This window comes from Actinomycetota bacterium, assembly GCA_019347575.1.
Classification (GTDB): Bacteria; Actinomycetota; Nitriliruptoria; order Nitriliruptorales; family Nitriliruptoraceae; genus JAHWKY01.
In genome coordinates this window covers 177,959-200,095 of sequence record JAHWKY010000003.1, presented here as the reverse complement: position 1 = coordinate 200,095, position 22,137 = coordinate 177,959, and the positions used below count along the sequence as shown (strand labels likewise).

The following is a 22,137-nucleotide window of genomic DNA, read 5'->3' as shown; positions in this document are numbered from 1 at the left end:
TCGATCCGGGCGTCACCGCTCGGGAGGCAGCTCGAGCTCGCCCCGGAAGCGCGAGACCTCGACCTTGATGCAGCGGTCCTCGACGTAGTCGAGCCCGGCGTCCTCGACGATCCGGCGGGCCTCGGGCGACCGCAGGCCCAACTGCACCCAGACCCCGCGCGCTCCGATCTCGACCGCCTCACGGGCGACCTCCGGCAGCGCGGACGCCCTCCGGAACACGTTGACCACGTCGATCCCGCCCGGCACGTCACGCAACGAGGGGTAGACGCGACGGTCGAACACCTCATCGACGTTGGGGTTGACGGGCACGACGTCGTAGCCCTGGTGCAGCATGGCCGCGCTGACGCTGTGGCTGTCACGCCAGGGCTTGTCGGAGACGCCGACCACCGCGATGCGACGTGCGTAGCCGAGCATCGTCCGTGCCGGATCGGCGGGCATGAAGGGCTCCTGTCCCGGTGGCTGGTCGTCCACGCGGGTGTAACGCTACGCCGCTCCCCGCGCTTCCCGGGCGTCGGGCCCCGACGAGCGGCCACCGCGTGGTCGGGTACGGTCGGGGCACGCCGAGGCAGGAGATCTCGTGGCCCGCGCTGGCATGCCGCGCAAGTTCGTGTTCGTCTGCGTGAACGAGCGTCCCGCCGAGCACCCGCGCCCGTCCTGCATCACGAGAGGCTCGGCCGACATCTTCAACGCCTTCCGCGAGACCACGGGGCGGCTCGGCCTGGACGACGTGAAGGTCGTTGCGTCGGGTTGCCTCGAACCGTGCATGGTCGGGCCGACCGTCTTCGTCGCCCCGGACAACGTCTGGTACGGCGGTGTCACCGAGGCCGACGTGGCGACGATCTGCGAACAGCACCTCGCCGACGATCAGCCGGTCGAGTTCCTCCGTATCGGACCACCCGAGTTCGAACTGTCGCCCCTCGAGGGCCGCGCCGACCTGCCTCCGGGCATGATCCCCCCCGTCTGAGACTGGTTACCCTCGACCACACACCCCGCAGCTCGAGGACCGCCGTGACCGACGACATCGCCATCAAGGGCTACGACGCCATCGAGTTCTGGGTCGGCAACGCCAAGCAGGCTGCCCACTTCTACCGCACCGCGTTCGGCTTCGAGCTGGTGGGCTACGCCGGCCCGGAGACGGGGGTGCGCGATCGAGCCAGCTACGTGCTGAAGCAGCGCTCTCTGCGCTTCGTGCTGACGACCGGACTCACGCCCGACCACGAGATCGTCGCCCATCAGGCCCGCCACGGCGATGGTGTGCGGGACGTCGCCTTCACCGTCGCCGACGCCGAGGATGCGTTCCGTCTGGCGGTCGAGCGGGGCGCCACGCCGTTGCGTGAGCCCCAGGTGGAGGAGGACGACCAGGGGAAGGTCGTGATCAGCGCCATCGAGGCCTACGGCGACACGATCCACTCGTTCGTGCAGCGTGACGACTACTCCGGGGTGTACCTGCCCGGCTACGAGCCGACCGGCGCCGATCCTCTCGCCCGGGCGACCGGCCTCAGCGGTATCGACCACGTCGTGTGCAACGTCGAGCTCGGCGCCATGGACGAGTGGGCGAGCTTCTACTCCCGCATCCTCGGCTTCAGCGAGTTCCGCCACTTCACCGACGAGGACATCTCGACCGAGTACACCGCTCTGATGTCGAAGGTGCTGTGGGACGGCGTCGGCCGTATCAAGCTGCCCATCAACGAGCCCGCCGAGAGCAAGAAGAAGTCGCAGATCGAGGAGTACCTCGAGGCGTACCGCGGCCCCGGCGTGCAGCACCTGGCGATCTCGACCGGCGACATCATCAGCACCGTGCGCGACCTGCGCAGCCGCGGGATCAGCTTCCTCGAGGTCCCACCGGAGTACTACGAGGACGCCAAGGCGCGCGTGGGTGAGGTCGACGAGGCCTGGGACGACCTCGCGGAGCTGGGCATCCTGGTCGACCGTGACGACGAGGGCTACCTGCTGCAGATCTTCACCGAGCCGATCGAGGATCGGCCCACCCTGTTCTACGAGGTGATCCAGCGGCACGGCGCCACCGGCTTCGGACTGGGCAACTTCAAGGCGCTGTTCGAGGCCATCGAACGCGCCCAGGAGCGGCGCGGCAACCTCTGACGAACCCGACCGCGGGGGCTCATCACCCCGGTAGCCTCGCGCCGCCGCCGAGTCACGGAGCCCGCCGACCATGTTCCGCCCCGAGGAGTACGCCCACCCCGGCCGACGGTCGTGGGACGACTACTTCCTGGACCTCGCGCAGGCGGCGTCCACCCGGGCCACGTGCAGTCGACGCAAGCACGGCGCCGTGATCGTCAAGGGTCGCCGCACCGTCTCCACGGGCTACAACGGCGCCCCGTCCGGCTACCCGCACTGCGAGGACGGGGCCTGTCCACGCGCCGCCAGCGACGCCAAGCAGGGCCACGACTACGACTCGTGCATCGCCATCCACGCCGAGGCGAACGCCCTGCTGTTCGCGACGCCCGAGGACCGTGACGGCGCGACGCTGTACTGCACCGGTGCCCCGTGCTTCGGCTGCGCCAAGCTCATCGCCAACTCGGGGGTCGCCGAGGTGGTCGCCAGCGGGGGGCGTTACGAGGGCTGGGACCAGGTCCGCGGCTTCCTGCTGGGCTGCGACGTACGCGTCCGGCTCCTCGATGGCCTCGAGGGGGCACCGCAGATCGAGCTCCGCCCCGTGGAGCGCGCCTGACCCCGAGCGGGAGCAGTCGCCTGCGCGCCCAGCGCGGACTTCCGCTCCCACTCCGGGACCTGGTGGGCGTTCTACGCATATCGACGTGCGCAGAGCGCTACACTCGGCGCAGACCTGCAACCGAGGGAGCCCCGTGAGCTACCGCACCACGCCTGCCTGGACCGACGTCGTCGTCGCGCTGCGACTGACCGACGCCGGCGACGTGTTCGACCTGACCTTCGACCCGATCATCGACGACGAGGCGCTGGACTTCCGCACCGCCAGCCTCTGACGCGTCGGAGCAGCTCCGTCAACGGCCCGGGCTGGGCTTCGACGAGCGAGTACCGCGCTCCTTCTGGCTCAGGTCTCTATCCAGCGCAGCACGACCCCCACGATCAGCAGGAACGCGAGCAGCACACCGCCGACGACGACCGCCACGACGACCTCGCGGGCGATCCCGCGCGCCGTGCCCACGGGACGCAGCCTCCGGCCACACTCGCACGTCCCGGGATCGAGGTAGACGGCGTGACGCTCGTCGCACGCGTAGCGGGGCCGCGTTGCGAGGTCGTAGCCGCAGCGACCGCACCTGACCGCGCCTCGGCCGTGGTCGGCACCACAGCGGGGGCACCGCCATGCGTGGGCCCGGTCGACCGCGACGAACCCGAGCGCGAGTCCGACCAGTCCGCCGTACACGAGCGCCCCGACGAGCACGTCGTCGGCTCCGTGACCACCCCGGATCGCGAACGGCAGCAGCACGAGCGCAGCGAGGCCGACCGGCGCAATTGCAGCCACGGCAACGCGCACGCGTTGACGGGGCGTCAGCGGTCCACGCACGTGGGCACGCTGACGCACCGGGCCGTCCGGCTCGGTCCAGTCATGTGCGTCATCCGTCAGCGGCAGCCCCCGAGACGAGCCCGGCGAGAGTACTGAGCACCCCCAGCACTACCCTGCCGCCGCGCCACGAGATGAGGACCGGCATGCAGATCCACCGCCACGACAGCGACGACGGCGTCACGACGCTGACGCTCGACGATGGCGCCAAGAACGCGCTCGACACCGACGTCTTCCGTGCCATCGCCGAAGCGTTCGACACGGCTTCGGACGCCAGGGCCATCGTGCTCGCGGGGCGCGAGGGCGCCCTCAGCGCCGGGCTCAACGTCAAGGTCCTGCCGACGCTCGACCGCGACGGTCTCGTGGAGCTGCTCACGGTGTTCGGCCGCACGATGATGCGGATCTGGACCGATCCCCACCCGGTCGTGTGCGCCGCCACCGGCCACGCCCTGGCCGGTGGGACCATGCTCGCGATGGCGTGCGACCACGCGGTCGCGGCCGAGGGCCAGTTCGCGTGGGGCCTGATCGAGACCACCATCGACTTCGAGCTGCCCCGGTTCGGTATCGCGCTTGCGGGCGCCAACGTGCGCAACGACCGCCTCGAGGACCTGCTCCTCCCCGGGCGCCGTATCGGACCTTCCGAAGCGGTCGAGGTCGGCTTCGCCGACGAGCTCGCCCCGCCCGACGAGGTCCTCGCGCGAGCCCAGGCCCACGCGGCCCAGCTCGCGCAGCTACCGGCTGGCGCGTACGCCGGCACGAAGGCGCGGCTGCGCCAAGCAGCCGCGGACGAGGTTCTCGCCGGCATCGACGACGACATCGCCGCACTCGTGCGACGCACACACGGCTGACCGGGGCTCGGGTTCCGTACCCGCCGCGAGGTTGCCGTAGGCTCGGGCCTCCCGCAGGAGGGCCGAGATGGGCGATGTCCACTGGCGCGAGCTGTACCACGAGGTCGTGAACAGCGGCCTGTGCACCGGATGCGCCGCGTGTGTGATGGCGTGCCCACAGGACGTGCTCGGCTACACCAACGACTACTACCCCGTCCAGATCGGCGACGGGATGGGCTTCGATCAGTGCGTCATCGGCGACCGTGGCTGTGACATCTGCACCCGCGCGTGCCCGCGGTTCCGGGCCTGGGAGTCCGACATCGACGAGGCGCTGTTCGGCCGCCGCCGCGAGCCCGATGAGATCTACGGCATCTACCGGTCAATGCTCCTGACGCGTGCCACCGATCAGGGTGTGCACGAGGCGGGACAGGATGGTGGTCTCGTCTCGACGTTGCTCATCTGGGGTTTCGAGCACGAGCGCATCGACGGGGCACTCACCTCAGCCATCGTCGATAAGCGCGGTCCGTTCGACTCCGAGCCGTTCCTGGCGCGGTCGCGGGAGGACGTCCTGGCGACGGCCGGATCGCGCTACACGTACTCCGCGAACCCGCTGGCGATGGCCGAGGCGGAGGACGACAAGCTCAAGCAGATCGCGCTCGTCGGGATGTCGTGCCAGGCATCCATCAACGGCTCGATCGAGGCCTACGGGGTCAACAAGTACAAGCGCAAGATCGCGCTGGTGATCGGACTGCTGTGCTCGAAGACGTTCACGTACGAGGGTCAGCGGGAGGTGCTCGCCACGCACGGCATCGCGGTTGAGGACGTGACGAAGATCAACGTCAAGGGCCGCTACATGGTGTGGACCCGCGACGGGGCGTACCACGAGATCCCGCTCAAGGAACTGCACCCGCATACCCGCCCGGGGTGCAAGCTCTGCCCTGACTTCGCGGCGGAGCACGCCGACATCTCGACCGGCGGGATCGGCTCCGACGACAACTGGACCCTCACGGTCGTCCGGACGGTGCGAGGCGAGGAGTGGATGAAGGGGGTCATCGACGCGGGCCTCATCGAGGCTAAGCCGGCGCAGGACGACCCGGTCGCGATGAGCCTGCTGGAGAAGCTCTCGGCGAAGTCGAGGAAGCGCTGGCCGACCGAGCTGCTCCCCGAGGGCGACCGCGCCCCGGCGCTCCTGCCCGTCGTCGGCTGACACCGGTGACGGTGCGCGAGACGCACTCGCCCGGTCGACCGGCCCCGTGCGTCGATCCCGCGGGGCGTACCGTGGACGCAATCGACCCGGAGCCCGACGATGCCCACGCACACCGACACCGAGACCGCGCACCGCTACGCGTGGAAGGTCGCGGCGGGCCTCGCCGCCGCGGTCGGCGCCGCGGTGGCACGCAACGTCGCGGGGCGCGGCTGGCGTGTCGCGACCGGGAGGGAGGCGCCCCGGAACCCCGCCTCCTCCGACACCACCTGGCGTGATGCCCTGGTCTGGGCTGCGCTGCTCGGGCTCGCCGCCGGTCTGGCACGGACACTGTCGCGGCGGGGTGCAGCCGAGGCGTGGCGGTACGTCGACGGTTCCTACCCCGCGGAGCTACGCCCGGCACCGTGACGCCATCAGCCCCGGGGCAGCCGGCTGAGGTGGAGGACGACCTCCCGCACGCCGGGATCGACCTGCGCGAGCTCGGTGCGGTCGGTCTCGGCGACACCAGCATCGGTGAAACCGCGGAGCGCCTCGGGTGCCACTGGCCACGGCGGGCCCTGCCAGCCGTGCGCGCCGACCGCTACCAGCAGATCGACCAGCACGATGCCGAAGTCACCGACGATACGCCCGATCGCGGTGGCCGCGTCCGCGTGACGGTCCGGAGGCAGCGACTGGATCGTGCGGGCCTCCCAGACGACGTCGAAGGCGTGCGCCCAGTCAGCACCGAGCTGGAACAGATCGGCGACCTGGTAGTCCACCGCCGAAACGGGGAAGCGGGTGCGCGCCCACGCGATCGCGGTCGGCGACAGGTCGAAGGCGGTCACGTCGAAGCCGGCTGAGGCGAGCGCCTCGGCGTCGTCTCCGAGCCCACAGCCGACCACGACGGCGCGCCGATCCTCCCCATCGGCGGTCCGGAGCCAGTTCGACAGGTACGGGTGGGGCGTGAGCGACGCCCACGGGATGCGGCCCGGGTCGCCCGCAGCCTCCGCGTACAGGCGCTCGAACCACGCCGGGTCGCCCCGTCGGGCGGCGGCGAGCAGGTCGGTCGGATCCTCGGCCATCGGTCAAGCATGCCGCGTCCCGCCCCGGCAGGGCGGGGCGGATCCGTCAGGTCAGCTCGCGAACGAACACGAGGTGAGCGACCGTGGCATCCCGCACCCACGACTCGAGACGGTCCTTGCCGGGCGGGTCGTAGTGCTCGTGGAACCGCTGCAGCACCTCGCGCCGTTCGGGGTCGTTGGGCGCGAGGAACGACACGCGCGCCAGCCACGTGCGGTCCGCGATGCGCAACACACCCTGCTCCTCGGCCTGCAGGTTCAGGCACCACTGGGTCAACCCGCCGGATCCGCTCATCAGGTGGACGCCACCCTCCGCGGGCAGGAACCACAGCTCCGCCGTGTGGCGTCGCCCCGTGACCCTGCCCTGCGTGCTCAGGTAGCAGTAGCGCTCATCGCGGAGCTCATCCGGCACGTCCACGTCAACCCCGGAACGCGACGTCGACGACGACGGGGGGGTCGGTGCGCACCTCGATCGGGTTCGTGCTCACTCTGGTGACTCGCCGAGCCGGTGCACGAGCACCCGGTTGGTCCCGCCGCCGCCGCCAGGTATCCCCGAGACGATGACGACCGCATCGCCCCGCTGTCCGTAGCCCTCGCGCAGGCAGATCTCGTCAGCGGCGACGATGAGGTCTCGCGAGTGGTCCTTCTCGGGGACGAGCGCCCCGTTCGTCCCCCACATCAGCGCGAGCCGATGCAGCGACCGCGACCGGGTGGTCAGGCCGATGATGGGCACGGTGGGGCGGAACTTGGACACCAGCTGCACCGACGAGCCCGAGAGGCTGAAGACCACGATGGCGCGTGCTTCGACGTCCTCGGCGGCCAGCACGGCGGCCTTGGCGACGACCCGTGCGATCGACAGTCCGCGTGCAGGCGGTTCGGGCGGGTGGACGAGCTGGGGGCTGGCCTCGGCGACCTCGATGATCCGGGCCATCGTGCGCACCGCCTCGACGGGGTAGCGTCCCACCGCGGTCTCACCCGAGAGCATCACCGCGTCGGTGCCGTCGAAGACGGCGTTGGCCACGTCCGACGCCTCAGCCCGCGTCGGCCGCGCGTTGCGGATCATCGAGTCGAGCATCTCGGTCGCCGTGATCACCGGTCGTCCCGTGCGGTTGGACTGGGCGATGATCTCCTTCTGCAGCGCCGGGACACGCTCGGGACCGATCTCGACGCCGAGGTCACCACGCGCGACCATCACGGCATCCGATGCCTCGATGATGCCCTCGAGGTCGTCGACAACCTCGGGGCGCTCGAGCTTGGCGACGATCGGGGCTTCGCCGCCGCACGCACGCACGAGATCGCGGGTCTCCTCGACGTCCTCGCGACGGCGGACGAACGACAGCGCGATCCAGTCCACCTCCATGTCGACCATCGCCTCGACGTCCGCCCGGTCCTTGTCGGTCAGGCTGTGGGCCGACACCGCCACTCCGGGCAGGTTCACACCCTTGCGGGACTTCGCCATCCCCCCCGCGACGACGCGTGTGTGCACGTACGGCGCCTCCACGCGCGAGACGACCAGCCGCAGGAGCCCGTCATCGATGAGCACCAGCGCACCCGGCTCGACGTCGTCGGCTAGCTCCTCGTACACGACCGGGATCACCGGCGTCCCCGTGCCGTCGTCGTAGTCCTCGAGGGAGTCCTGGCCGCTGTGCAGGATCGCCTCGGCTCCGTCGACGAGTTCGACCCCCTCCTCGGGGACCACACCGAGGCGGATCTTCGGTCCCTGCAGGTCCCCGATGCTGCCGACGTTGCGGTCCAGCGCGCTGGCCGCCTCTCGGACCTGCTCGAGCCGGCTCGCGTGCTGGTCGTGGCTGCCGTGCGAGAAGTTCACCCGCACGACGTCGATCCCGGCCGCCAGCGCCGCCTTGAGCTTGCCCGGATCGTCCAGCGCAGGACCCAGCGTGGCGACGATCTTGGCCCGACGCACCGAGTTCCTCACGTTCGCTCACTTCCCGGCATGCTAGTGCCCTCGTTCCACCGCCAACCTTCCGTGGACCGGCACTTGGAGGTCCATGGGTGTGCACGGCGTCGCCACATCACGACCGTTCGATGACCAGCTCGCCAGCGCGCATCTGCCCTTCGACCGGCTCCACGCTGGCCGCCACACCGGCGTACAGGTCGGGGAGGCCCGGCACCGGTTCGAGCACATCGTCAGCGAGTCCGAAGGTCGCGGCACCGCCCGTGAAGCCGGTGACGTAGCGTTCGAGCACGAGCGCGAGCACCGGCTCGACCGCTACCCGACCGGTGAAGAGGACCGGAGGAGGATCCTCCGTCGCCAGCGCCTGTCCCAGCGCCGGCGCGAGGCCGACGATCGGACGCTGCGCCTCGCGCGCGACCTCGACCGCTCGCGATGCGTCGATGTCCGAGGCGACGTACACCGCCTCGGCGCCGCCCAGGTACTGGTTGGCCACGAGGCCGGCGGTCACGTCGCGCTGGTCCGCATCCGACACGTTCCCGACGAACTCGGAGACGATCCGGGCTCCCTCGACGACGCTGCGGACACCCTCGGTGTAGGCGCGTCGCTGCCCCTCGGTGTGCGGTGTCGCCTGTCGCGCCACGAACCCCAACGTCGGCACCTCGCCCTCGGGGCGTGGCTGCTCGGCAGCGCTCGCCGCAGCCGCCACGCCAGCGAGGTAGGCCAGCTCCTCGATGCGGACATCCACGGTCAGGACGTTGGCCGGCGGCTCGACGACCCGGTCTCCGACCGCGCAGAACGCGAGATCGGGGTGGTCGCGCGCGATGGGGAGCACATCCTCGCTCGCGCCTGCGCCGAGGGCACAGGTGTAGGCGGTGTCCTCCTCGGCGAGGAAGCGCAGCATGTCGCGGCGGAACGTCACGCTCTCCGGAGCCACGACCCGCGCCTCATCGATCCCTTCAGGGTCGGTCTCGAGCAGCGCCGCGACCGCCGCGCGGTAGTCCTCGATCAGGACGTGATCGGTCGTGCGTGGCGGCGGCAGGACGACGCCCCACACGAGGCGGCCGTCTGGCTCGTCGACGACACGGGGTGATCCACCGGAAGTGGTCGTGGGCGAGGGCGCGGCGGTCGGTCCCGTGTCGTCGCACGTCGCGCCCAGGGTGAGCGCGACGGCCAGCAGGACCGCGGCGGGACTGCGCACCCTGGGCTCACTCCTCGAGTCGCGGTGCGGCTGGCTGGTGCCACGTCCTAGGCTACTGGCGTCTCAGCATCCCGGAGCGCCCGTGCCATCCGCCGCCGCCCACGTCGTCGACCATCCGGCGGCGGCCGAACTCCTCGCACGGCTGCGAGACATCAGCACCGGTCCGGAGGCGTTCCGCGACGCGGCCACGCGCCTCGGCGCCGTGCTCGCACTCGAAGCCACCAGCGACATCCCGACGCACGACGTGACGATCGAGAGCCCACTCGGACCGGCATCGGGCCGACGCATCGCGCGTGCGATCGTCGCGGTCCCGGTGCTCCGCGCCGGGCTCGGCCTGTTGAGCGGTGTCGAGCTCGTTCTACCGCGGCTCAGCGTCGGGATGGTCGGGCTCGAACGCGACGACGTGACGCTGCGCCCGCGGCGCTACTACGAGAAGTTCCCGCCGCTCGCGGGAGCCTGGGTGCTCGTGCTCGAACCGATGCTCGCCACCGGCGGGAGCGCTGCGGCAGCGGTCTCGGCGGTCGTCGAGGAGGCCGAGCGCGTGGTCGTCCTGGCTGTCGTTGCGACGCCGCGGTCCCTCGAGGCCGTCGGTGAGGTCGCACCGGACGTCAGGGTCGTCACGGCGGCGCTCGATCCGCGCCTGGATGACAACGGCTACATCGTGCCCGGCCTCGGCGACTTCGGGGATCGGCTCTGGGGCACGCCTCACGCCTGATCGCGCACGAAGCTCAGCAGAACCCGACGCCGCGGATTGTCGCGGTTGGGGTCAACGAGCACCACGCTCTGCCACGTGCCCAGGCGCACCTCTCCGGCCACGACGGGTAGGACCAGCGACGGGCTGACGAACACGGGCAGCACGTGGTCGGCACCGTGCCCGGCCGAGCCGTGCTGGTGGCTCCAACGGTCGTCACGTGGGAGCAGCCGATCGATCGCCTCCTCCACGTCGCGTTCCGAACCGGCTCCGAGTTCGAAGAGCGCCACCCCGGCGGTCGCGTGAGGCAGGAACACGTGGAGGAGGCCATCGCCCTCCGCGTGCTGCGCGAAGGAGCGGACCTCAGCGGTGACGTCGACGAAGCGTGCCGTGCCGATCTGCACCTCGAACTCGTGGGTCAGCATCAGGGCCCTTCCACGCTCGTGTAGCGACTGAGGTGGTACACGAGCGGGGCGCTGTCGGTCTCGATGTCGAGGTGGACGACCCGGCCGACGACGATGACGTGGTCACCGCCGTCGTGCACCGCGTGGACCTCGCAGTCCAGATGCGCGATGGCCCCGACAAGCAGCGGGGCGCCCGTGACGGCGACCGACGTCGCCACGGTGTCGAACCCCTCGTGACCCATCGAGCGATCCGCATCGGCGAAGTGCTCCGACAGCGCCCGCTGCTCCCGCCCGAGCAACGACAGGGCGTAGCTGCCTGCCTGCCGCACGAGGTCCGCCATCGCCGCGTCTCGACCGACGCAGACGAGGACCAGGGGCGGTTCCAGCGACACCGACGTGATGGCGTTGGCGGTCATCCCGTGCGGGACGCCGTCGACGACCGTCGTCATCACCGTGACCCCGGTCGGGAACCGCGCCATCACGGCCCGCAGCCCGTGGCCGTCGACGATCACCGGCTGAGCCACGTCACCGCACCCCTTGGAACAGGTCGTGCTCGCCGTGAACGGAGCGGATGCGTCCCGACCCCCAGGTGAACGCCTCGAGACCGAAGAACCGAGCAGCGACGTCGTCGGGCACGTTGAGGAAGAAGCTGTCCGGACCGACCTGTGAGCGGTGTGCCCGGAGGGCTGCTCGCTTGCGCCCCAGCCAGGCTCCGACGTCGACGACGGTCGTGACCTCCTCGTCGGGCGTCCCGAACGGCAGATCCTCGGGCGTCTCCACACGATCGTCGGCGAACGGGGAGGCGAGGCCCTGCTCCAGGAGCGCGCGGTGGACGTCGAGGGCAACGCCGCGCGGGAACGCGACGACGTAGCGCTTCGCCACCTCCCAGGTGTCGTCGCCGTTCCAGGACGGATCGGCCGCGAGCTCGACCGCGCGGACCGTGACACGGTTCGCCTTGACGTGGTCGGGATGACCGTAGGTGCCCTCGGCGTTATCGCTCACCACGACGGCTGGACGGAACCGGCGGATGATGCTCGCGAGGCGACCTGCCGCCTCCTCCAGCGCCGCAACCGCGAAGGCGTCGGGATGATGGTTCCTGGGCGTGCCGGCCATGCCGCTGTCGCGGTACCCCAGGTACTCGTGCTGCGGACCACCGAGCTCGTCCAGTGCCGCAGCCAGTTCCCGTTCCCGAACGGTGACCATGTCCTCGCCGTCGAGTTCGATGCCCGCGAGGTTGTCACCCGCCTCACCGCGGGTGCAGGTCACGACCTTGACCCTCAGTCCCTCGTCGAGGTAGCGCGCGATCGAGCCGCCGACGGCGATGGACTCGTCGTCGGGGTGTGGATGGACGCACAGCAGGCCCGGTGTCGTCACAACACCTCTCGTCGAGAGGGCGGCCACCGTACCGCTGCCTCAGCTCACCAGTAGCCTCGCGGGGATGCCACCGACCATCGATCTCGTCGACAACCCGGGAGCGCTCGCGGCCGCCTTGCACCAGGTCGACGCGCCCGTGGTCGGCGTGGACGTCGAACGTGCCGACTCGCATCGCTACTACCGCACCCCGGCCCTCATCCAGGTCGGTGTGGGCGGTCACTGCGTGCTGGTCGACACGGTCGCGATCAGCGACTGCCACGAGCTCAACCGTTTCCTCGCCGACCGTGACGTCGTGCTCCACGCGCTCGAGAACGACCTCATCCCGCTCGAGGTGGTCGGTGTCCGACCGTCCCGCCTGCACGACACCGCCATCGCGGCGGCCGTGTTGGGACGGCCGACCGGACTGTCACCGCTGCTCGCGGAGGTCCTCGAGGTCGAGCTCACCGCCGACAAGGAGCGCTTCCAGCGCGCGGACTGGGAGGAACGCCCACTCAGCGAGGACATGGCCGCCTACGCCGCAGGTGATGTGGTGCACCTCCCCGTGCTGTGGGCCCGGCTACGTGCCGATCTCGAGGACCAGGATCGCACCGCCTGGTACGAGCAGGAGCTGGCAGCGACCATCGTCGCGGCGACCGAGGACAGCCGGCACTGGGAACGCACGCGCGGGGCGGGGCGACTGTCAGCGCGTGGCCGCGCGGTGCTCGCCGAGCTGTGGACCGAGCGCGAGTCGATCGCCAAGGAGGACGACGTCGCCCCGCAGCGCATCGTCCACGACGACACGCTCGTCCGCCTCGCACACGATCCGCCCGCTACCGCACAGGACCTCCTCACCCGCACCGAGGGTCGGCGCCGACGGCACGTCCGTCCCTACGCCGAGCGACTCACCGCCGCCGCCATCCGAGGAGTCGAGGCGCCGCCGCACGAACGTGACCCGAACCAGCCGCGGTGGGACGATCGCGATCGCGAGGCCTACGACGCGATGCGGCGCGTCCGATCCCGTGCCGCCAAGGAGATCGGGATCGACGCCGGCGTGCTCTGCCCGAGCCGGCAGCTCAAGGTCGCGGTGTCCGCGCGACCCCGGGATGCGACCGCGCTCGGTGCCGCAGCCGGACTGCGACCGTGGCAGATCGAACTGCTCGCCGGGCCGCTCTGGGAGGCCTACGCCGCTGCCTACGAGGGCGAACCGCCAGGCTCCGCCTCCGCCGAGGACTGACGCGTGAACGCGCGCACCGTCGTCGGGGCGAGTCGCCGGACCAGGCGCTCGACCGCATCGCGCTGCTCACCGGTCAGGTAGACCGTCGCGTGCACCGCCAGTCGATTGCCCCCTCGGATCTCGACGAGCAGGCGACAGTTGGGTGGCAGGAGGTGATCGAGCGCCCCGGCCTTCAGGCACTGCCACCTGACCCCGGCGACCGACTCCCACGACAGGTGCCGTGTCCGCAGCGGGTTGCGCACCATCAGTCCGTCGGCACCGACGTGAGCGCCGAGCAGCGCGATCCGTGCGGCGACCGAGACCATCACGGCCGCGCCCACCGTCCACACCACCACCCGCTGTGTGGTGAACGCGGCTACCACCGCCATCGCGACGGGCATCAGGAACAGGACCGTTCCCGCCAGCATCAGTCCGAGCGCGACACCGGACCTCGCGAGACGAACCGGTCGTGCCTCACGCGGAGGCGACATCGTCACCCTGGGCGAGCCGACGAGCCAGGTTGGACGGCAACGCGAACTCCACGTCCTCGTCGACGACCGCGACGGTGTCCACGACACTCGTTCCGCGGCTCCTGAACCACTCGACCACCTCGCCTACCAGGACCTCGGGTGCGCTCGCGCCGGAGGTCAGGCCGACCGTCCGCGCACCCTCGAGCCACGCCGGCTCGATGTCCGAGGTGTCGTCGACGAGGTACGCCTGCGCGCCTCGCTCGCGAGCGACCTCGACCAGACGCTTGGAGTTGGAGGAGTTCTGCGACCCCACGACGAGGATCACCTCACACCGGTCGGCCAGTGCCTTCACCGCATCCTGGCGGTTCTGCGTCGCGTAGCAGATGTCGTCCTTCTTCGGTTGGCGCAGCAGCGGGAACCGCTGGCGGAGACGATCCACGATGCCTGCGGTCTCGTCCATCGACAACGTCGTCTGGGTGATGTAGGCGACCCGCGACTCGTCGTCGTACTCGAGCTGATCGACGTCATCGGGGCTCTCGACCAACGCGATCGAGCGGGGCGCCTGCCCCATGGTCCCGACGACCTCCTGGTGTCCCTGGTGACCGATGAGCACGATGTCCATCTCGGCCGCGGCGTAGCGCCGCGCCTCATTGTGGACCTTGGTCACGAGGGGGCAGGTCGCGTCGATCAGGGTGTGCTCCAAGCGGCGCGAGTTCTCGAACGCCTCGGGTGGTGACCCGTGAGCGCTGAAGACGATCACCGCGCCCTCGGGTACCTCGCGTTCGTCCTCCACGAACACCGCACCCAGCGTGCGCAGCCGGTCGACGACGTGCTTGTTGTGCACGATCTCGTGGCGCACGTAGACGGGCGGACCGTACGCCTCCAGCGCCTTCTCGACGATGAGCACGGCGCGGTCGACGCCCGCGCAGAAACCTCGGGGCGCCGCCAGCAGGAGGGTGTCGGGGGAAGTCACGTGATGAGGGTAGCGAGACGGGGCCGAGCCCTCTGTCGGCGGCGACCCCACCCCCACCGCTTGTCACAGGAGACCTGAGGTACTGCGGCATACTCCACGCGTCGGAAAGGGTACGGGTGCACATCATCGTCGGCGGCTGCGGCCGCTTGGGGTCGGAGATCGCGGAGCACCTGTCGCAGGAGCCCGACAACGATGTGGTCGTCGTCGATACCGATCCGCTCGCCTTCGACCGACTCGGCTCCGCCTTCAACGGCGAGACAGTCGTTGGCGACACGACCGATCGCGACGTGCTCGAGCGTGCCGGGGTCGCGCAGGCCCACGGCCTGGTGGCGGTCACGCGCTACGACAACGCCAACCTCATGGCGGTCGAGATCGCCAAGCACCTCTACGGCGTCGAGCGGACCGTGGCCCGCCTCTTCAACCCCGAGCGGGAGACCAGCTACCAGAAGCTCGGCATCCGGTACGTCTCGGGAACCGGGGTCATCGCCAAGCTGATCCTCAACGAGTTCCGAGCCGACACCTTCCGCCACCACGTCCACTTCCCCCACGGTGACGTCGCGGTCGTGGAGATGCTCATCGGTCCGGGCGGCCACGGCATGCTGGTCGACGCGTTCGAGCTTGATGGGAAGGTTCGCATCGCGGCGATCGTGAGGGGAGCCCGAGTGTTCATCCCCGGCGACAACGATCGACTCGAACACGGCGATCTCGTCGTGGCGGCGGTCCGACGTGGCGCGTACCGCAGGCTCTCGCACCTGCTCCAGGCGGGCGAGATCCACCCCTCCGAGCGAGCCGTCGCGCGCAACGAGGCCCGCTGATGTACGTGGTGATCATGGGGGGTGGACGGATCGGTCGCTACATCGCGGCGGATCTGGTCGTCAAGGGCCACGACGTCACGGTTCTCGAGCGACTCGCGGGACGCTGCGAGCAGTTGGTCGCCGACCACGACGTACTCGTCATCCAGGGCGACGCCTGTGACGTGCGCTACCAGGAGCAGGCGCACGTCGACCGGGCGGACGTGTTCGTGGCAACCACGCACGAGGACGACGACAACCTGGTCGCCTGCCAGCTCGCGAAGGTCGAGTTCGGCGTCCGACGCGCCATCAGCCGCGTCAACACGCCCAAGAACGTCGAGATCTTCGAGACGCTCGACATCGAGGCGGTCTCCTCGACCCGGCTGATCTCCGAGCTGCTCGAGCACGAGTTCACGGTCGGGGAACTCATCCACCTCTACAGCCTCAAGGGTGGCAAGGTGAGCCTCGTCGAGGTGCGCATCCCGGATGACGAACGCGCGCCGCCACCTCGACACGTCGTGGATCTCGGCCTGCCCTACGAGGCGGTCCTCGTGGCCATCTTCCGCGAGGAGCAGACGGTCATCCCGCGTGGAACGACCGAGATCCTCCCCGGCGACGAGGTCGTCGCGTTGACGACCCCGGAGCTCGAGGAGCGGCTGGAGCAGATCCTGCTGGGCGAGCGATGAGCACCCCGCGACGGGACGAGCCGCCGCTCGTCAGGCAGGCCGTCGAGGGCATCGGCATCGTCGCACTGGGGACGGCCGCCATCTACGTCATCGGCTGGGTGCTGGCGCTCATCGTGACCTGGATCCTGTAGATGTTCATCCGCCCCGACCGCGATGACATGCGCATCATCGGCTTCTACGTGGGCAAGGTCATCTTGGGACTCGGCCTCGTCATGTTCCTGCCGGCCGCCATGGCGTTCGTCCTCGGCGAGTGGAACGCCCTGACGGCGTTCGTGATCGGCGGTTCGGTCGCGGTTACGGTCGGACGGCTCAGCGAGGCCGTCTTCTTCACCCGCGAGTCCCTCGACTGGTCGCACGGCATGGCGACGGTCGCGCTGTCGTGGCTCCTGGGCCCGTTGCTGGTCGCGCTCCCGCTGTACCTCTCGGGGCACTTCGACTCCTACCTCGATGCGTTGTTCGATGCCATGTCGGGTCTGACCAGCACGGGGCTGACGGTGCTGCAGGACATCGATCACCTCGCTCGGTCGATGAACCTGTTCCGGCACCTGACCCAGTTCGTGGGCGGCCAGGGCATCATCATCGTCGTGCTGACGCTGTTCGCCGCCGGGTCCGCACAGGTCGGCACCCTCTACGTGGGCGAGGGCCGCGACGAGCGCATCATGCCCAACGTCATCCGCACAGCGCGGTTCATCTTCATCGTCGCGTTCGCTTTCATGCTCGTCGGGACGGCCGCGCTCACGATCGCCAACACGGTGGCCGGTCTCGCCTTCCCGACCGCGCTGTTCCACGCGATCAACCTCTTCATGGCCGCGTTCGACACGGGCGGGTTCGCGACCCAGTCCACGAGCGTGGGGTACTACCACTCTGCGCTCGTGGAGGGTGTGCTGATGGTCGTGATGTTCGCTGGCACGCTGTCGTTCGGGCTCCACTACCAGCTGTGGCGGGGTCAGAGCAGCGAGCTGCTACGCAACATCGAGACGCGCGCTCTCGCGCTGACACTGCTGGTACTGACCGGCCTGACGTTCCTGGGACTGGTACGCAGCGGCGCGTTCAACGACGCCGATCCGCTCTTCCGCAAGGGCTTCTTCACCATCGTGTCCGCCCAGACCAACACCGGTCTCACCGTGAACACGTCGCGTCTGTTCGTCACCGACTGGGGCGTCCTGGCACCTGCCGCGATCGTCGGGGCGATGGCCCTCGGGGGGATGGCGTCGTCCACGTCCGGCGGCATCAAGGCGATCCGCGTCGGGTTGGTGACCAAGGGACTCCTACGAGACATCCGGCGCGTCCTGATGCCCGAGAACGCCCTCGTCATCGAGACCTACCACTCGAACCGCCGCCGCATCCTGACGGACTCGGTGGTCAAATCGGCAGCCACGGTGCTGCTGCTGTACCTGCTGTCTTACCTCGGCGGAGCCATGGTCGCCCTCTTCTACGGTCGCTGGGAGCTGACCGAGACGCTGTTCGAGTCCGTCTCCGCAGCCTCCAACGCAGGCATGAGCGTGGGGATCACCGACCCAGCGATGCCGCAGTTGCTACAGGTCATCTACATCGCCCAGATGTGGCTGGGACGGCTGGAGTTCATGGCCGTGTTCGCGTTCGTCGGCTTCGTGGTGGCGGCCCTGAGGGGGCGGACGTGAACCGCGGCCGGATGTCGCGGGCGCGCTTGTGGTTGAGCACCACGGCGTTCCTGATCCTCGCCCTCGCGGTGGGCGAAGGCATCCACCAGCTCCGGCTCGCGGCGCCGGCCGCAGGCTTGGAGTTCATCACCCCCGGCAGCAGCTCCCCCGACGACCCGACCGACGCCGCGATCACCTGCAGGCGGCGCACATCCGGTGACCCGACCACACCGGAGGGCGCAGTCGTGGCCCTCCCTGACCGGCCGGTGCGATCCAGCGAGGTCGTCAACTGCCCCGAGGTGTTCGACGGCCACACGATCGAGTACATCGGCGAGGTCGTCGGCGATGTCCTGCGACGGGACGACGGGGCGTGGCTGCTCGTCAACGATGACGCGTACGCGCTCGAGTCCGGGCCGCTGCCGGCGCACCGCGACTACCACGGCACGAACACCGGGCTGACGGTCTGGGTCGGAACCGAGATCGCCGACGTCATCGAGATGACCGGTGGACCCGGCCGCCGCGGCGACGTCTTCCACTTCCGCGGCCCGATCCTGCGCGTCGACCCCGCGGACGGAGGCGGGCTGACCTTGCGCGCGAGGGAGGCTGAGCTGGTCAGCCGCGGCACCGACGTGCCGCTGCGGACCCACGGGGCGCAGACCGCCGTCGCCATCGTCGCTGCCGCGGTGGCGCTCACCACCACGATCGCCGAGCGGGTCCGGGCTCGCGTTCGTTAGTGCTCAACGCCTCGGAGCGCGGGGTGTCGACCGCGCCTTATCGGTGCGCCCCGCCACCTGGCTGGATGGGCACAGGTCCTCGACCACGCAGTCGTCGCAGGCGGGGCGTTGAGCCGTGCAGGTGCGCCGACCGTGGTGGATGAGCAGGTCGGATACCTGCAGCCAGCGCTCCCGGGGGAACAGCCGCTGCAGGTCGCGCTCGATCTTGACCGGTTCCGTCGCGCGCGTGAACCGCAGCCGCAGGGACAGCCTCTTGACGTGCGTGTCGACGACGACGCCGACGTTGGTCCCGAAGCCGTTGGAGAGCACGACGTTGGCGGTCTTGCGCGCGACGCCAGGGAGCTGCAGCAGCTCGTCCATGGTCCCCGGCACCTCCCCCCCGTGCTGCCCGAGCACGAGACGTGCGGTCGCCTGGATGTTGCGCGCCTTCTGACGGAACAACCCGAGCGAGCTGATCGCCTCCATCAACTCGTCGAGTGACGCCTCCGCGACGGCCTGGGGCCCCGGGTAGCGCTCGAACAGCGCGGTCGTGACCTCGTTGACCTTCTTGTCCGTCGCCTGGGCCGACAGGATCGTCGCCACCAGCAGCTGCCATCGGTCGGAGAAGCGCAGGGCGATCTCGGCATCGGGCAGGGCGTGCTCGAGACGCTCGAGGATGACCGGTGCCCGCTTGGTCTTGCCGCTGTCGCGGGTCACGGCGTCGGGCATGGACGCAGCCTACCGTCGGGGGACCACGCCGCCCTCAAGAGCGGCTCACGCACAGGGGTGGGCGAGCGACACGCTCGGAGTGGTGCCGTTTCCCACGTCGAGGGCCGGCGCTCACCTCCCGCCGGCCCTCGCCCCGTCCCGGGGCGCCACCGGGAGGGTCACGGTGATGGTCGTGCCCTCGCCGAGCAGACTCTCGACGGTGATCCGGCCGCCCTGGCGCTCGACCGCGTGTCGGACCAGCGACAGACCCAGGCCGGTGCCACCCGTCGCGCGGGAACGGGCGACGTCGACGCGGTAGAAACGCTCGAAGATACGCTCGAGGTCATGCTTGGGGATGCCGATCCCGGTGTCCTGGAGCCGTAGGCGGTAGCCCGGTCCCTCCCGTTCCAGCGTGACGAGCACGTGTCCCCCGTCGTGGTTGTACTGGACCGCGTTGTCGAGCAGGTTCCCGATGGCGATACGCAGGTCCTCCTCGACCCCGCCCACCACCGCGTGCTCGGGAACCTCGGTCTCGACCGTGATGTTGCGGGCGTCCGCCATCGCACGGACCCGTTCGATGCGATCGTCGATGATCGCCACCAGATCGACGGGCGTGGTGTCACCTCCGCGATCCGACTCGAGGCGTCGGAGATCGAGCAAGTCATGCACGAGACCGCTCAGCCGCTCCGCTTCATCGCTCAGCCGTTCGCTCAACTCCCGAGCTCGCTCGGGGTCGCGGTCGACGGTGAGGCGCAACGCATCGCTCAGGGCCTGGATGCCCGCGACGGGACTCTTGAGCTCGTGGGACGCGTTGACGACGAAGTCACGGCGTACCTCGCTCAGCCGCCGCTGCGCGGTGCGATCGGACACGATCAACAGCGTCTCGTCGCCGACCGGGGAAGCCACGCCGAAGACCTCACGATCGTCCGCCACGCGCGCGTCGAGTTCGACCGGTCGCTGGCTCTCGCGCGCGAGCGCGACCGCGTCCGCGAGCGCGGTGCTGCCGAGCGCCTGAAGCGCGGTCAGACGCCCCGCATCGGTCGCACCGAAGCTGCGTGCGGAAGCGTCGTTGGCTGCGAGCAGGTAACCGTCCTCGTCGAACAGCAGCGCCGGGAGGGTGATCGCGTCGACGAGTTGGCGCCGCCACGGCTGTTGTCGTTGCAGCTCCTGAGCGAGCTGCTCGTGGCTGGAAACGATGGCAGCGATGCTCGTGCCGACCTCCCGCCACACTCCTCGGCCACCCAAGGACGCCGTCGAGGCGTCTCCGTCGAGCGCTGGGTTGACGAGCTCGATGATCCTCCTCGCCCGTTCGTGCGAGCGCACCGCCAGCCAGATGACGGCGACGATCGCCAACGCCGAGAGGACGAGCAACGCGGGAACCGTGGCCTGACCTACCTGTCGTCGGCGAAGCGGTAGCCGACACCGCGCACCGTCAGGATGCGGCTGGGCTCGTGGGGATCCGCTTCCACACGCGTGCGCAGGCGACGGATGTGCACGTCGAGCGTCTTCGTGTCGCCCACGTAGTCGGAACCCCACACGCTGTCGATGAGCTGGTCGCGCGTCAGCACCCGGCCGGCGTTGTCCACCAGCAGCGCGAGGAGATCGAACTCCTTGGGTGGCAGCTCCACCGCTGCACCGTCCACCAGTACCTCGTGACGCGCACGGTCCACCCGGACACCTGCCGCCTCGGACGGAGCGTCGACGTCCACGCCGACCTGTTCGCCGCTGCGACGGAGAACCGCCCGGATGCGCGCGACCAGTTCACGGCTGGAGAAGGGCTTGATCACGTAGTCGTCCGCGCCCAGTTCGAGACCGACGACGCGATCGACCTCGCTATCACGGGCCGTGACCATGATGATCGGAACCCGGCTGCGCCGACGGAGCTGTCGACAGACCTCGGTGCCCGACACCTCGGGGAGCATGAGGTCGAGGAGGACGACGTCCGGCCGGACCCGTTCCCAGGTCGGCACCGCGTCGCGACCGTCCTTGACCCAGGTGACGGTGAAGCCCTCGGACTCGAGCGTCACGCTGAGCCCTTGAGCGATCGAGGTTCCGTCCTCGACCAGGAGCACCTTGGGCATATCCTCAGCCTAGCGCTCGTGGGGAAGTAGCCTCGCGCGCCGGAGGTGAGCCGTGAGGGACGCGTACCAGCAGGAGCTCGACACGCTCCTCGACACCCTGATCGAGATGGGCGACATCTCGAACGAGATGCTCGAGGCTGCGACCAACGCCCTGATCGCCAACGACACCGAACTCGCCGAGGCCACGCGTCTCCGGGACCGCGAGGTCGACGAACGGTACGAGGCCGTGAACGCCGGTGTCATCCGTGTGATGGCGCTCCAGGCGCCCGTGGCCAGCGACCTGCGGCTCGTGTCCTCCATGCTCCACGTGAACATCCACCTCGAGCGGCTCGGTGACTACGCGACCAGCATCGCCAAGGCCGTCCTGCTGTCGGCGGAGCTCGTCGACGACCCCGACATCGCCCAGCAGCTCCAGGAGATGGGCGCCGCCGCGCGCCAAGTCGCGTCCGCGGCGGTCCGCTCGTACGCGCGCAAGGATGTCGAACTCGCCCGCCGTCTGCCGGAGATGGACGATCCTGTCGACCGCCTCAACATCGGCCTGTTCCATCGCCTCATCCGGCTGGCCGCCCAGGACGAGCTGCGACTCGAGTGGGCAACGCACATGATCCTGGTCGCACGCCAGCTCGAGCGGTACGCCGACCACGCCGTGGACATCGGGGAACAGACGATCTTCGCCGTCACGGGCGAACTCGTGGAGCTGTCGTCCAACGCCCCCACCCGATCACGCAGCTAAC

At 69.9% G+C, this 22,137-nt stretch carries 28 protein-coding genes; 14 read left to right on the top strand and 14 right to left on the bottom strand.

Annotated features, from left to right (window positions below):
* Window positions 1-12 precede the first annotated feature (12 nt).
* Window positions 13-438 (bottom strand): CoA-binding protein, encoded by a 426-nt coding sequence (locus tag KY469_03205; GenBank protein MBW3662084.1) that lies wholly within the window; start codon window positions 436-438, stop codon window positions 13-15.
* A gap of 139 nt (window positions 439-577) precedes the next feature.
* Between KY469_03205 and KY469_03200 the strand changes: the two genes are divergently transcribed.
* The 4 genes from KY469_03200 (at window position 578) to KY469_03185 (ending at window position 2,960) form a co-directional block, all read left to right on the top strand.
* On the top strand, window positions 578-964 hold the full coding sequence (locus KY469_03200) for a (2Fe-2S) ferredoxin domain-containing protein (GenBank protein ID MBW3662083.1): 387 nt from the start codon (window positions 578-580) through the stop codon (window positions 962-964).
* A gap of 44 nt (window positions 965-1,008) precedes the next feature.
* Complete coding sequence (hppD, locus tag KY469_03195; GenBank protein ID MBW3662082.1) at window positions 1,009-2,100, top strand: 4-hydroxyphenylpyruvate dioxygenase; 1,092 nt, start codon at window positions 1,009-1,011, stop codon at window positions 2,098-2,100.
* A 70-nt stretch (window positions 2,101-2,170) separates the two neighbouring features.
* The gene (locus KY469_03190; GenBank protein MBW3662081.1) at window positions 2,171-2,689 is read left to right on the top strand and encodes a dCMP deaminase family protein; all 519 of its coding nucleotides are present in this window, start codon (window positions 2,171-2,173) and stop codon (window positions 2,687-2,689) included.
* Window positions 2,690-2,822: 133 nt separating this feature from the next.
* The gene (locus tag KY469_03185; protein MBW3662080.1) at window positions 2,823-2,960 is read left to right on the top strand and encodes a hypothetical protein; all 138 of its coding nucleotides are present in this window, start codon (window positions 2,823-2,825) and stop codon (window positions 2,958-2,960) included.
* 68 nt (window positions 2,961-3,028) lie between these two features.
* On the opposite strand, the gene KY469_03180 is transcribed toward KY469_03185, so the two are convergent.
* Entirely contained in the window at window positions 3,029-3,520 is a 492-nt protein-coding gene (locus tag KY469_03180) for a hypothetical protein (GenBank protein MBW3662079.1), read from the bottom strand.
* 125 nt (window positions 3,521-3,645) lie between these two features.
* Between KY469_03180 and KY469_03175 the strand changes: the two genes are divergently transcribed.
* The 3 genes from KY469_03175 to KY469_03165 all read left to right on the top strand — a co-directional run bounded on the left by KY469_03175 (window position 3,646) and on the right by KY469_03165 (window position 5,938).
* Window positions 3,646-4,347, top strand: coding sequence for an enoyl-CoA hydratase/isomerase family protein (locus tag KY469_03175; GenBank protein ID MBW3662078.1), 702 nt, complete (start codon window positions 3,646-3,648; stop codon window positions 4,345-4,347).
* Window positions 4,348-4,414: 67 nt separating this feature from the next.
* A complete protein-coding gene (locus KY469_03170) occupies window positions 4,415-5,533 on the top strand; it encodes a Coenzyme F420 hydrogenase/dehydrogenase, beta subunit C-terminal domain (protein MBW3662077.1) in 1,119 nt (372 codons plus the stop codon).
* Window positions 5,534-5,632: 99 nt separating this feature from the next.
* Entirely contained in the window at window positions 5,633-5,938 is a 306-nt protein-coding gene (locus tag KY469_03165; GenBank protein MBW3662076.1) for a DUF4235 domain-containing protein, read from the top strand.
* 5 nt (window positions 5,939-5,943) lie between these two features.
* On the opposite strand, the gene KY469_03160 is transcribed toward KY469_03165, so the two are convergent.
* From KY469_03160 to KY469_03145, 4 genes are all read right to left on the bottom strand, one after another.
* Window positions 5,944-6,591 carry a class I SAM-dependent methyltransferase gene (locus KY469_03160; GenBank protein ID MBW3662075.1) on the bottom strand — a complete coding sequence of 216 codons (648 nt, stop codon included), beginning with the start codon at window positions 6,589-6,591 and terminating at the stop codon, window positions 5,944-5,946.
* Between the two features lie 46 nt (window positions 6,592-6,637).
* Entirely contained in the window at window positions 6,638-7,006 is a 369-nt protein-coding gene (locus KY469_03155; protein ID MBW3662074.1) for a nitroreductase family deazaflavin-dependent oxidoreductase, read from the bottom strand.
* Between the two features lie 66 nt (window positions 7,007-7,072).
* A complete protein-coding gene (gene pyk, locus KY469_03150; protein MBW3662073.1) occupies window positions 7,073-8,512 on the bottom strand; it encodes a pyruvate kinase in 1,440 nt (479 codons plus the stop codon).
* A 109-nt stretch (window positions 8,513-8,621) separates the two neighbouring features.
* Window positions 8,622-9,701 (bottom strand): BMP family ABC transporter substrate-binding protein, encoded by a 1,080-nt coding sequence (locus KY469_03145; protein MBW3662072.1) that lies wholly within the window; start codon window positions 9,699-9,701, stop codon window positions 8,622-8,624.
* 82 nt (window positions 9,702-9,783) lie between these two features.
* Between KY469_03145 and upp the strand changes: the two genes are divergently transcribed.
* Window positions 9,784-10,416 carry a uracil phosphoribosyltransferase gene (upp, locus tag KY469_03140; protein MBW3662071.1) on the top strand — a complete coding sequence of 211 codons (633 nt, stop codon included), beginning with the start codon at window positions 9,784-9,786 and terminating at the stop codon, window positions 10,414-10,416.
* Here upp and KY469_03135 read toward each other — a convergent pair.
* The 3 genes from KY469_03135 to KY469_03125 are packed head-to-tail and all read right to left on the bottom strand — an operon-like array spanning window position 10,407 to window position 12,170.
* The gene (locus KY469_03135) at window positions 10,407-10,817 is read right to left on the bottom strand and encodes a YjbQ family protein (protein ID MBW3662070.1); all 411 of its coding nucleotides are present in this window, start codon (window positions 10,815-10,817) and stop codon (window positions 10,407-10,409) included. The genes upp and KY469_03135 overlap by 10 nt on opposite strands.
* Window positions 10,817-11,320, bottom strand: a complete 504-nt coding sequence (locus tag KY469_03130) for a flavin reductase family protein (protein MBW3662069.1) — start codon at window positions 11,318-11,320, stop codon at window positions 10,817-10,819. The genes KY469_03135 and KY469_03130 overlap by 1 nt, the downstream gene beginning before the upstream one ends.
* Before the next feature lies 1 nt (window position 11,321).
* Window positions 11,322-12,170 carry a PIG-L family deacetylase gene (locus KY469_03125; protein ID MBW3662068.1) on the bottom strand — a complete coding sequence of 283 codons (849 nt, stop codon included), beginning with the start codon at window positions 12,168-12,170 and terminating at the stop codon, window positions 11,322-11,324.
* Window positions 12,171-12,234: 64 nt separating this feature from the next.
* Here KY469_03125 and KY469_03120 point away from each other — a divergent pair, with 64 nt between their 5' ends.
* Entirely contained in the window at window positions 12,235-13,383 is a 1,149-nt protein-coding gene (locus tag KY469_03120; GenBank protein MBW3662067.1) for an HRDC domain-containing protein, read from the top strand.
* On the opposite strand, the gene KY469_03115 is transcribed toward KY469_03120, so the two are convergent.
* Both KY469_03115 and KY469_03110 read right to left on the bottom strand, forming a co-directional pair.
* Window positions 13,341-13,853: a PH domain-containing protein gene (locus KY469_03115; GenBank protein MBW3662066.1), complete on the bottom strand. Its 513-nt coding sequence runs from the start codon at window positions 13,851-13,853 to the stop codon at window positions 13,341-13,343. The genes KY469_03120 and KY469_03115 overlap by 43 nt on opposite strands.
* Complete coding sequence (locus KY469_03110; protein MBW3662065.1) at window positions 13,837-14,805, bottom strand: 4-hydroxy-3-methylbut-2-enyl diphosphate reductase; 969 nt, start codon at window positions 14,803-14,805, stop codon at window positions 13,837-13,839. Before KY469_03110 ends, KY469_03115 begins: the two co-directional genes overlap by 17 nt.
* Window positions 14,806-14,921: 116 nt before the next feature.
* On the opposite strand from KY469_03110, the gene KY469_03105 reads away from it, so the two are divergent.
* The 4 genes from KY469_03105 to KY469_03090 all read left to right on the top strand — a co-directional run bounded on the left by KY469_03105 (window position 14,922) and on the right by KY469_03090 (window position 18,635).
* A complete protein-coding gene (locus KY469_03105) occupies window positions 14,922-15,620 on the top strand; it encodes a TrkA family potassium uptake protein (GenBank protein ID MBW3662064.1) in 699 nt (232 codons plus the stop codon).
* A complete protein-coding gene (locus tag KY469_03100; protein ID MBW3662063.1) occupies window positions 15,620-16,282 on the top strand; it encodes a TrkA family potassium uptake protein in 663 nt (220 codons plus the stop codon). Before KY469_03105 ends, KY469_03100 begins: the two co-directional genes overlap by 1 nt.
* A 131-nt stretch (window positions 16,283-16,413) precedes the next feature.
* Window positions 16,414-17,922, top strand: coding sequence for a TrkH family potassium uptake protein (locus tag KY469_03095; GenBank protein MBW3662062.1), 1,509 nt, complete (start codon window positions 16,414-16,416; stop codon window positions 17,920-17,922).
* On the top strand, window positions 17,919-18,635 hold the full coding sequence (locus tag KY469_03090; protein ID MBW3662061.1) for a hypothetical protein: 717 nt from the start codon (window positions 17,919-17,921) through the stop codon (window positions 18,633-18,635). Before KY469_03095 ends, KY469_03090 begins: the two co-directional genes overlap by 4 nt.
* Window positions 18,636-18,638: 3 nt before the next feature.
* Here KY469_03090 and nth read toward each other — a convergent pair whose 3' ends face one another.
* From nth to KY469_03075, 3 genes are all read right to left on the bottom strand, one after another.
* Window positions 18,639-19,343, bottom strand: a complete 705-nt coding sequence (gene nth, locus KY469_03085) for an endonuclease III (protein ID MBW3662060.1) — start codon at window positions 19,341-19,343, stop codon at window positions 18,639-18,641.
* Between the two features lie 111 nt (window positions 19,344-19,454).
* Window positions 19,455-20,693: a two-component sensor histidine kinase gene (locus KY469_03080; protein MBW3662059.1), complete on the bottom strand. Its 1,239-nt coding sequence runs from the start codon at window positions 20,691-20,693 to the stop codon at window positions 19,455-19,457.
* A 20-nt stretch (window positions 20,694-20,713) separates the two neighbouring features.
* Window positions 20,714-21,403, bottom strand: a complete 690-nt coding sequence (locus KY469_03075; protein ID MBW3662058.1) for a response regulator transcription factor — start codon at window positions 21,401-21,403, stop codon at window positions 20,714-20,716.
* Between the two features lie 52 nt (window positions 21,404-21,455).
* On the opposite strand from KY469_03075, the gene phoU reads away from it, so the two are divergent.
* Window positions 21,456-22,136, top strand: coding sequence for a phosphate signaling complex protein PhoU (gene phoU / locus KY469_03070; GenBank protein MBW3662057.1), 681 nt, complete (start codon window positions 21,456-21,458; stop codon window positions 22,134-22,136).
* The last annotated feature ends 1 nt before the right edge of the window (window position 22,137 follow it).

Bases quoted from the DNA above. Each gene is read 5' to 3' on its own strand.
- KY469_03165 (MBW3662076.1), top strand. From the start codon at position 5,633: ATGCCCACGCACACCGACACCGAGACCGCGCACCGCTACGCGTGGAAG.
- KY469_03135 (MBW3662070.1), bottom strand. From the start codon at position 10,817: ATGCTGACCCACGAGTTCGAGGTGCAGATCGGCACGGCACGCTTCGTC.
- KY469_03175 (MBW3662078.1), top strand. From the start codon at position 3,646: ATGCAGATCCACCGCCACGACAGCGACGACGGCGTCACGACGCTGACG.
- KY469_03190 (MBW3662081.1), top strand. From the start codon at position 2,171: ATGTTCCGCCCCGAGGAGTACGCCCACCCCGGCCGACGGTCGTGGGAC.
- nth (MBW3662060.1), bottom strand. From the start codon at position 19,343: ATGCCCGACGCCGTGACCCGCGACAGCGGCAAGACCAAGCGGGCACCG.
- KY469_03100 (MBW3662063.1), top strand. From the start codon at position 15,620: ATGTACGTGGTGATCATGGGGGGTGGACGGATCGGTCGCTACATCGCG.
- KY469_03205 (MBW3662084.1), bottom strand. From the start codon at position 438: ATGCCCGCCGATCCGGCACGGACGATGCTCGGCTACGCACGTCGCATC.
- KY469_03115 (MBW3662066.1), bottom strand. From the start codon at position 13,853: ATGTCGCCTCCGCGTGAGGCACGACCGGTTCGTCTCGCGAGGTCCGGT.
- KY469_03120 (MBW3662067.1), top strand. From the start codon at position 12,235: ATGCCACCGACCATCGATCTCGTCGACAACCCGGGAGCGCTCGCGGCC.
- KY469_03170 (MBW3662077.1), top strand. From the start codon at position 4,415: ATGGGCGATGTCCACTGGCGCGAGCTGTACCACGAGGTCGTGAACAGC.
- KY469_03075 (MBW3662058.1), bottom strand. From the start codon at position 21,403: ATGCCCAAGGTGCTCCTGGTCGAGGACGGAACCTCGATCGCTCAAGGG.
- KY469_03160 (MBW3662075.1), bottom strand. From the start codon at position 6,591: ATGGCCGAGGATCCGACCGACCTGCTCGCCGCCGCCCGACGGGGCGAC.
- KY469_03095 (MBW3662062.1), top strand. From the start codon at position 16,414: ATGTTCATCCGCCCCGACCGCGATGACATGCGCATCATCGGCTTCTAC.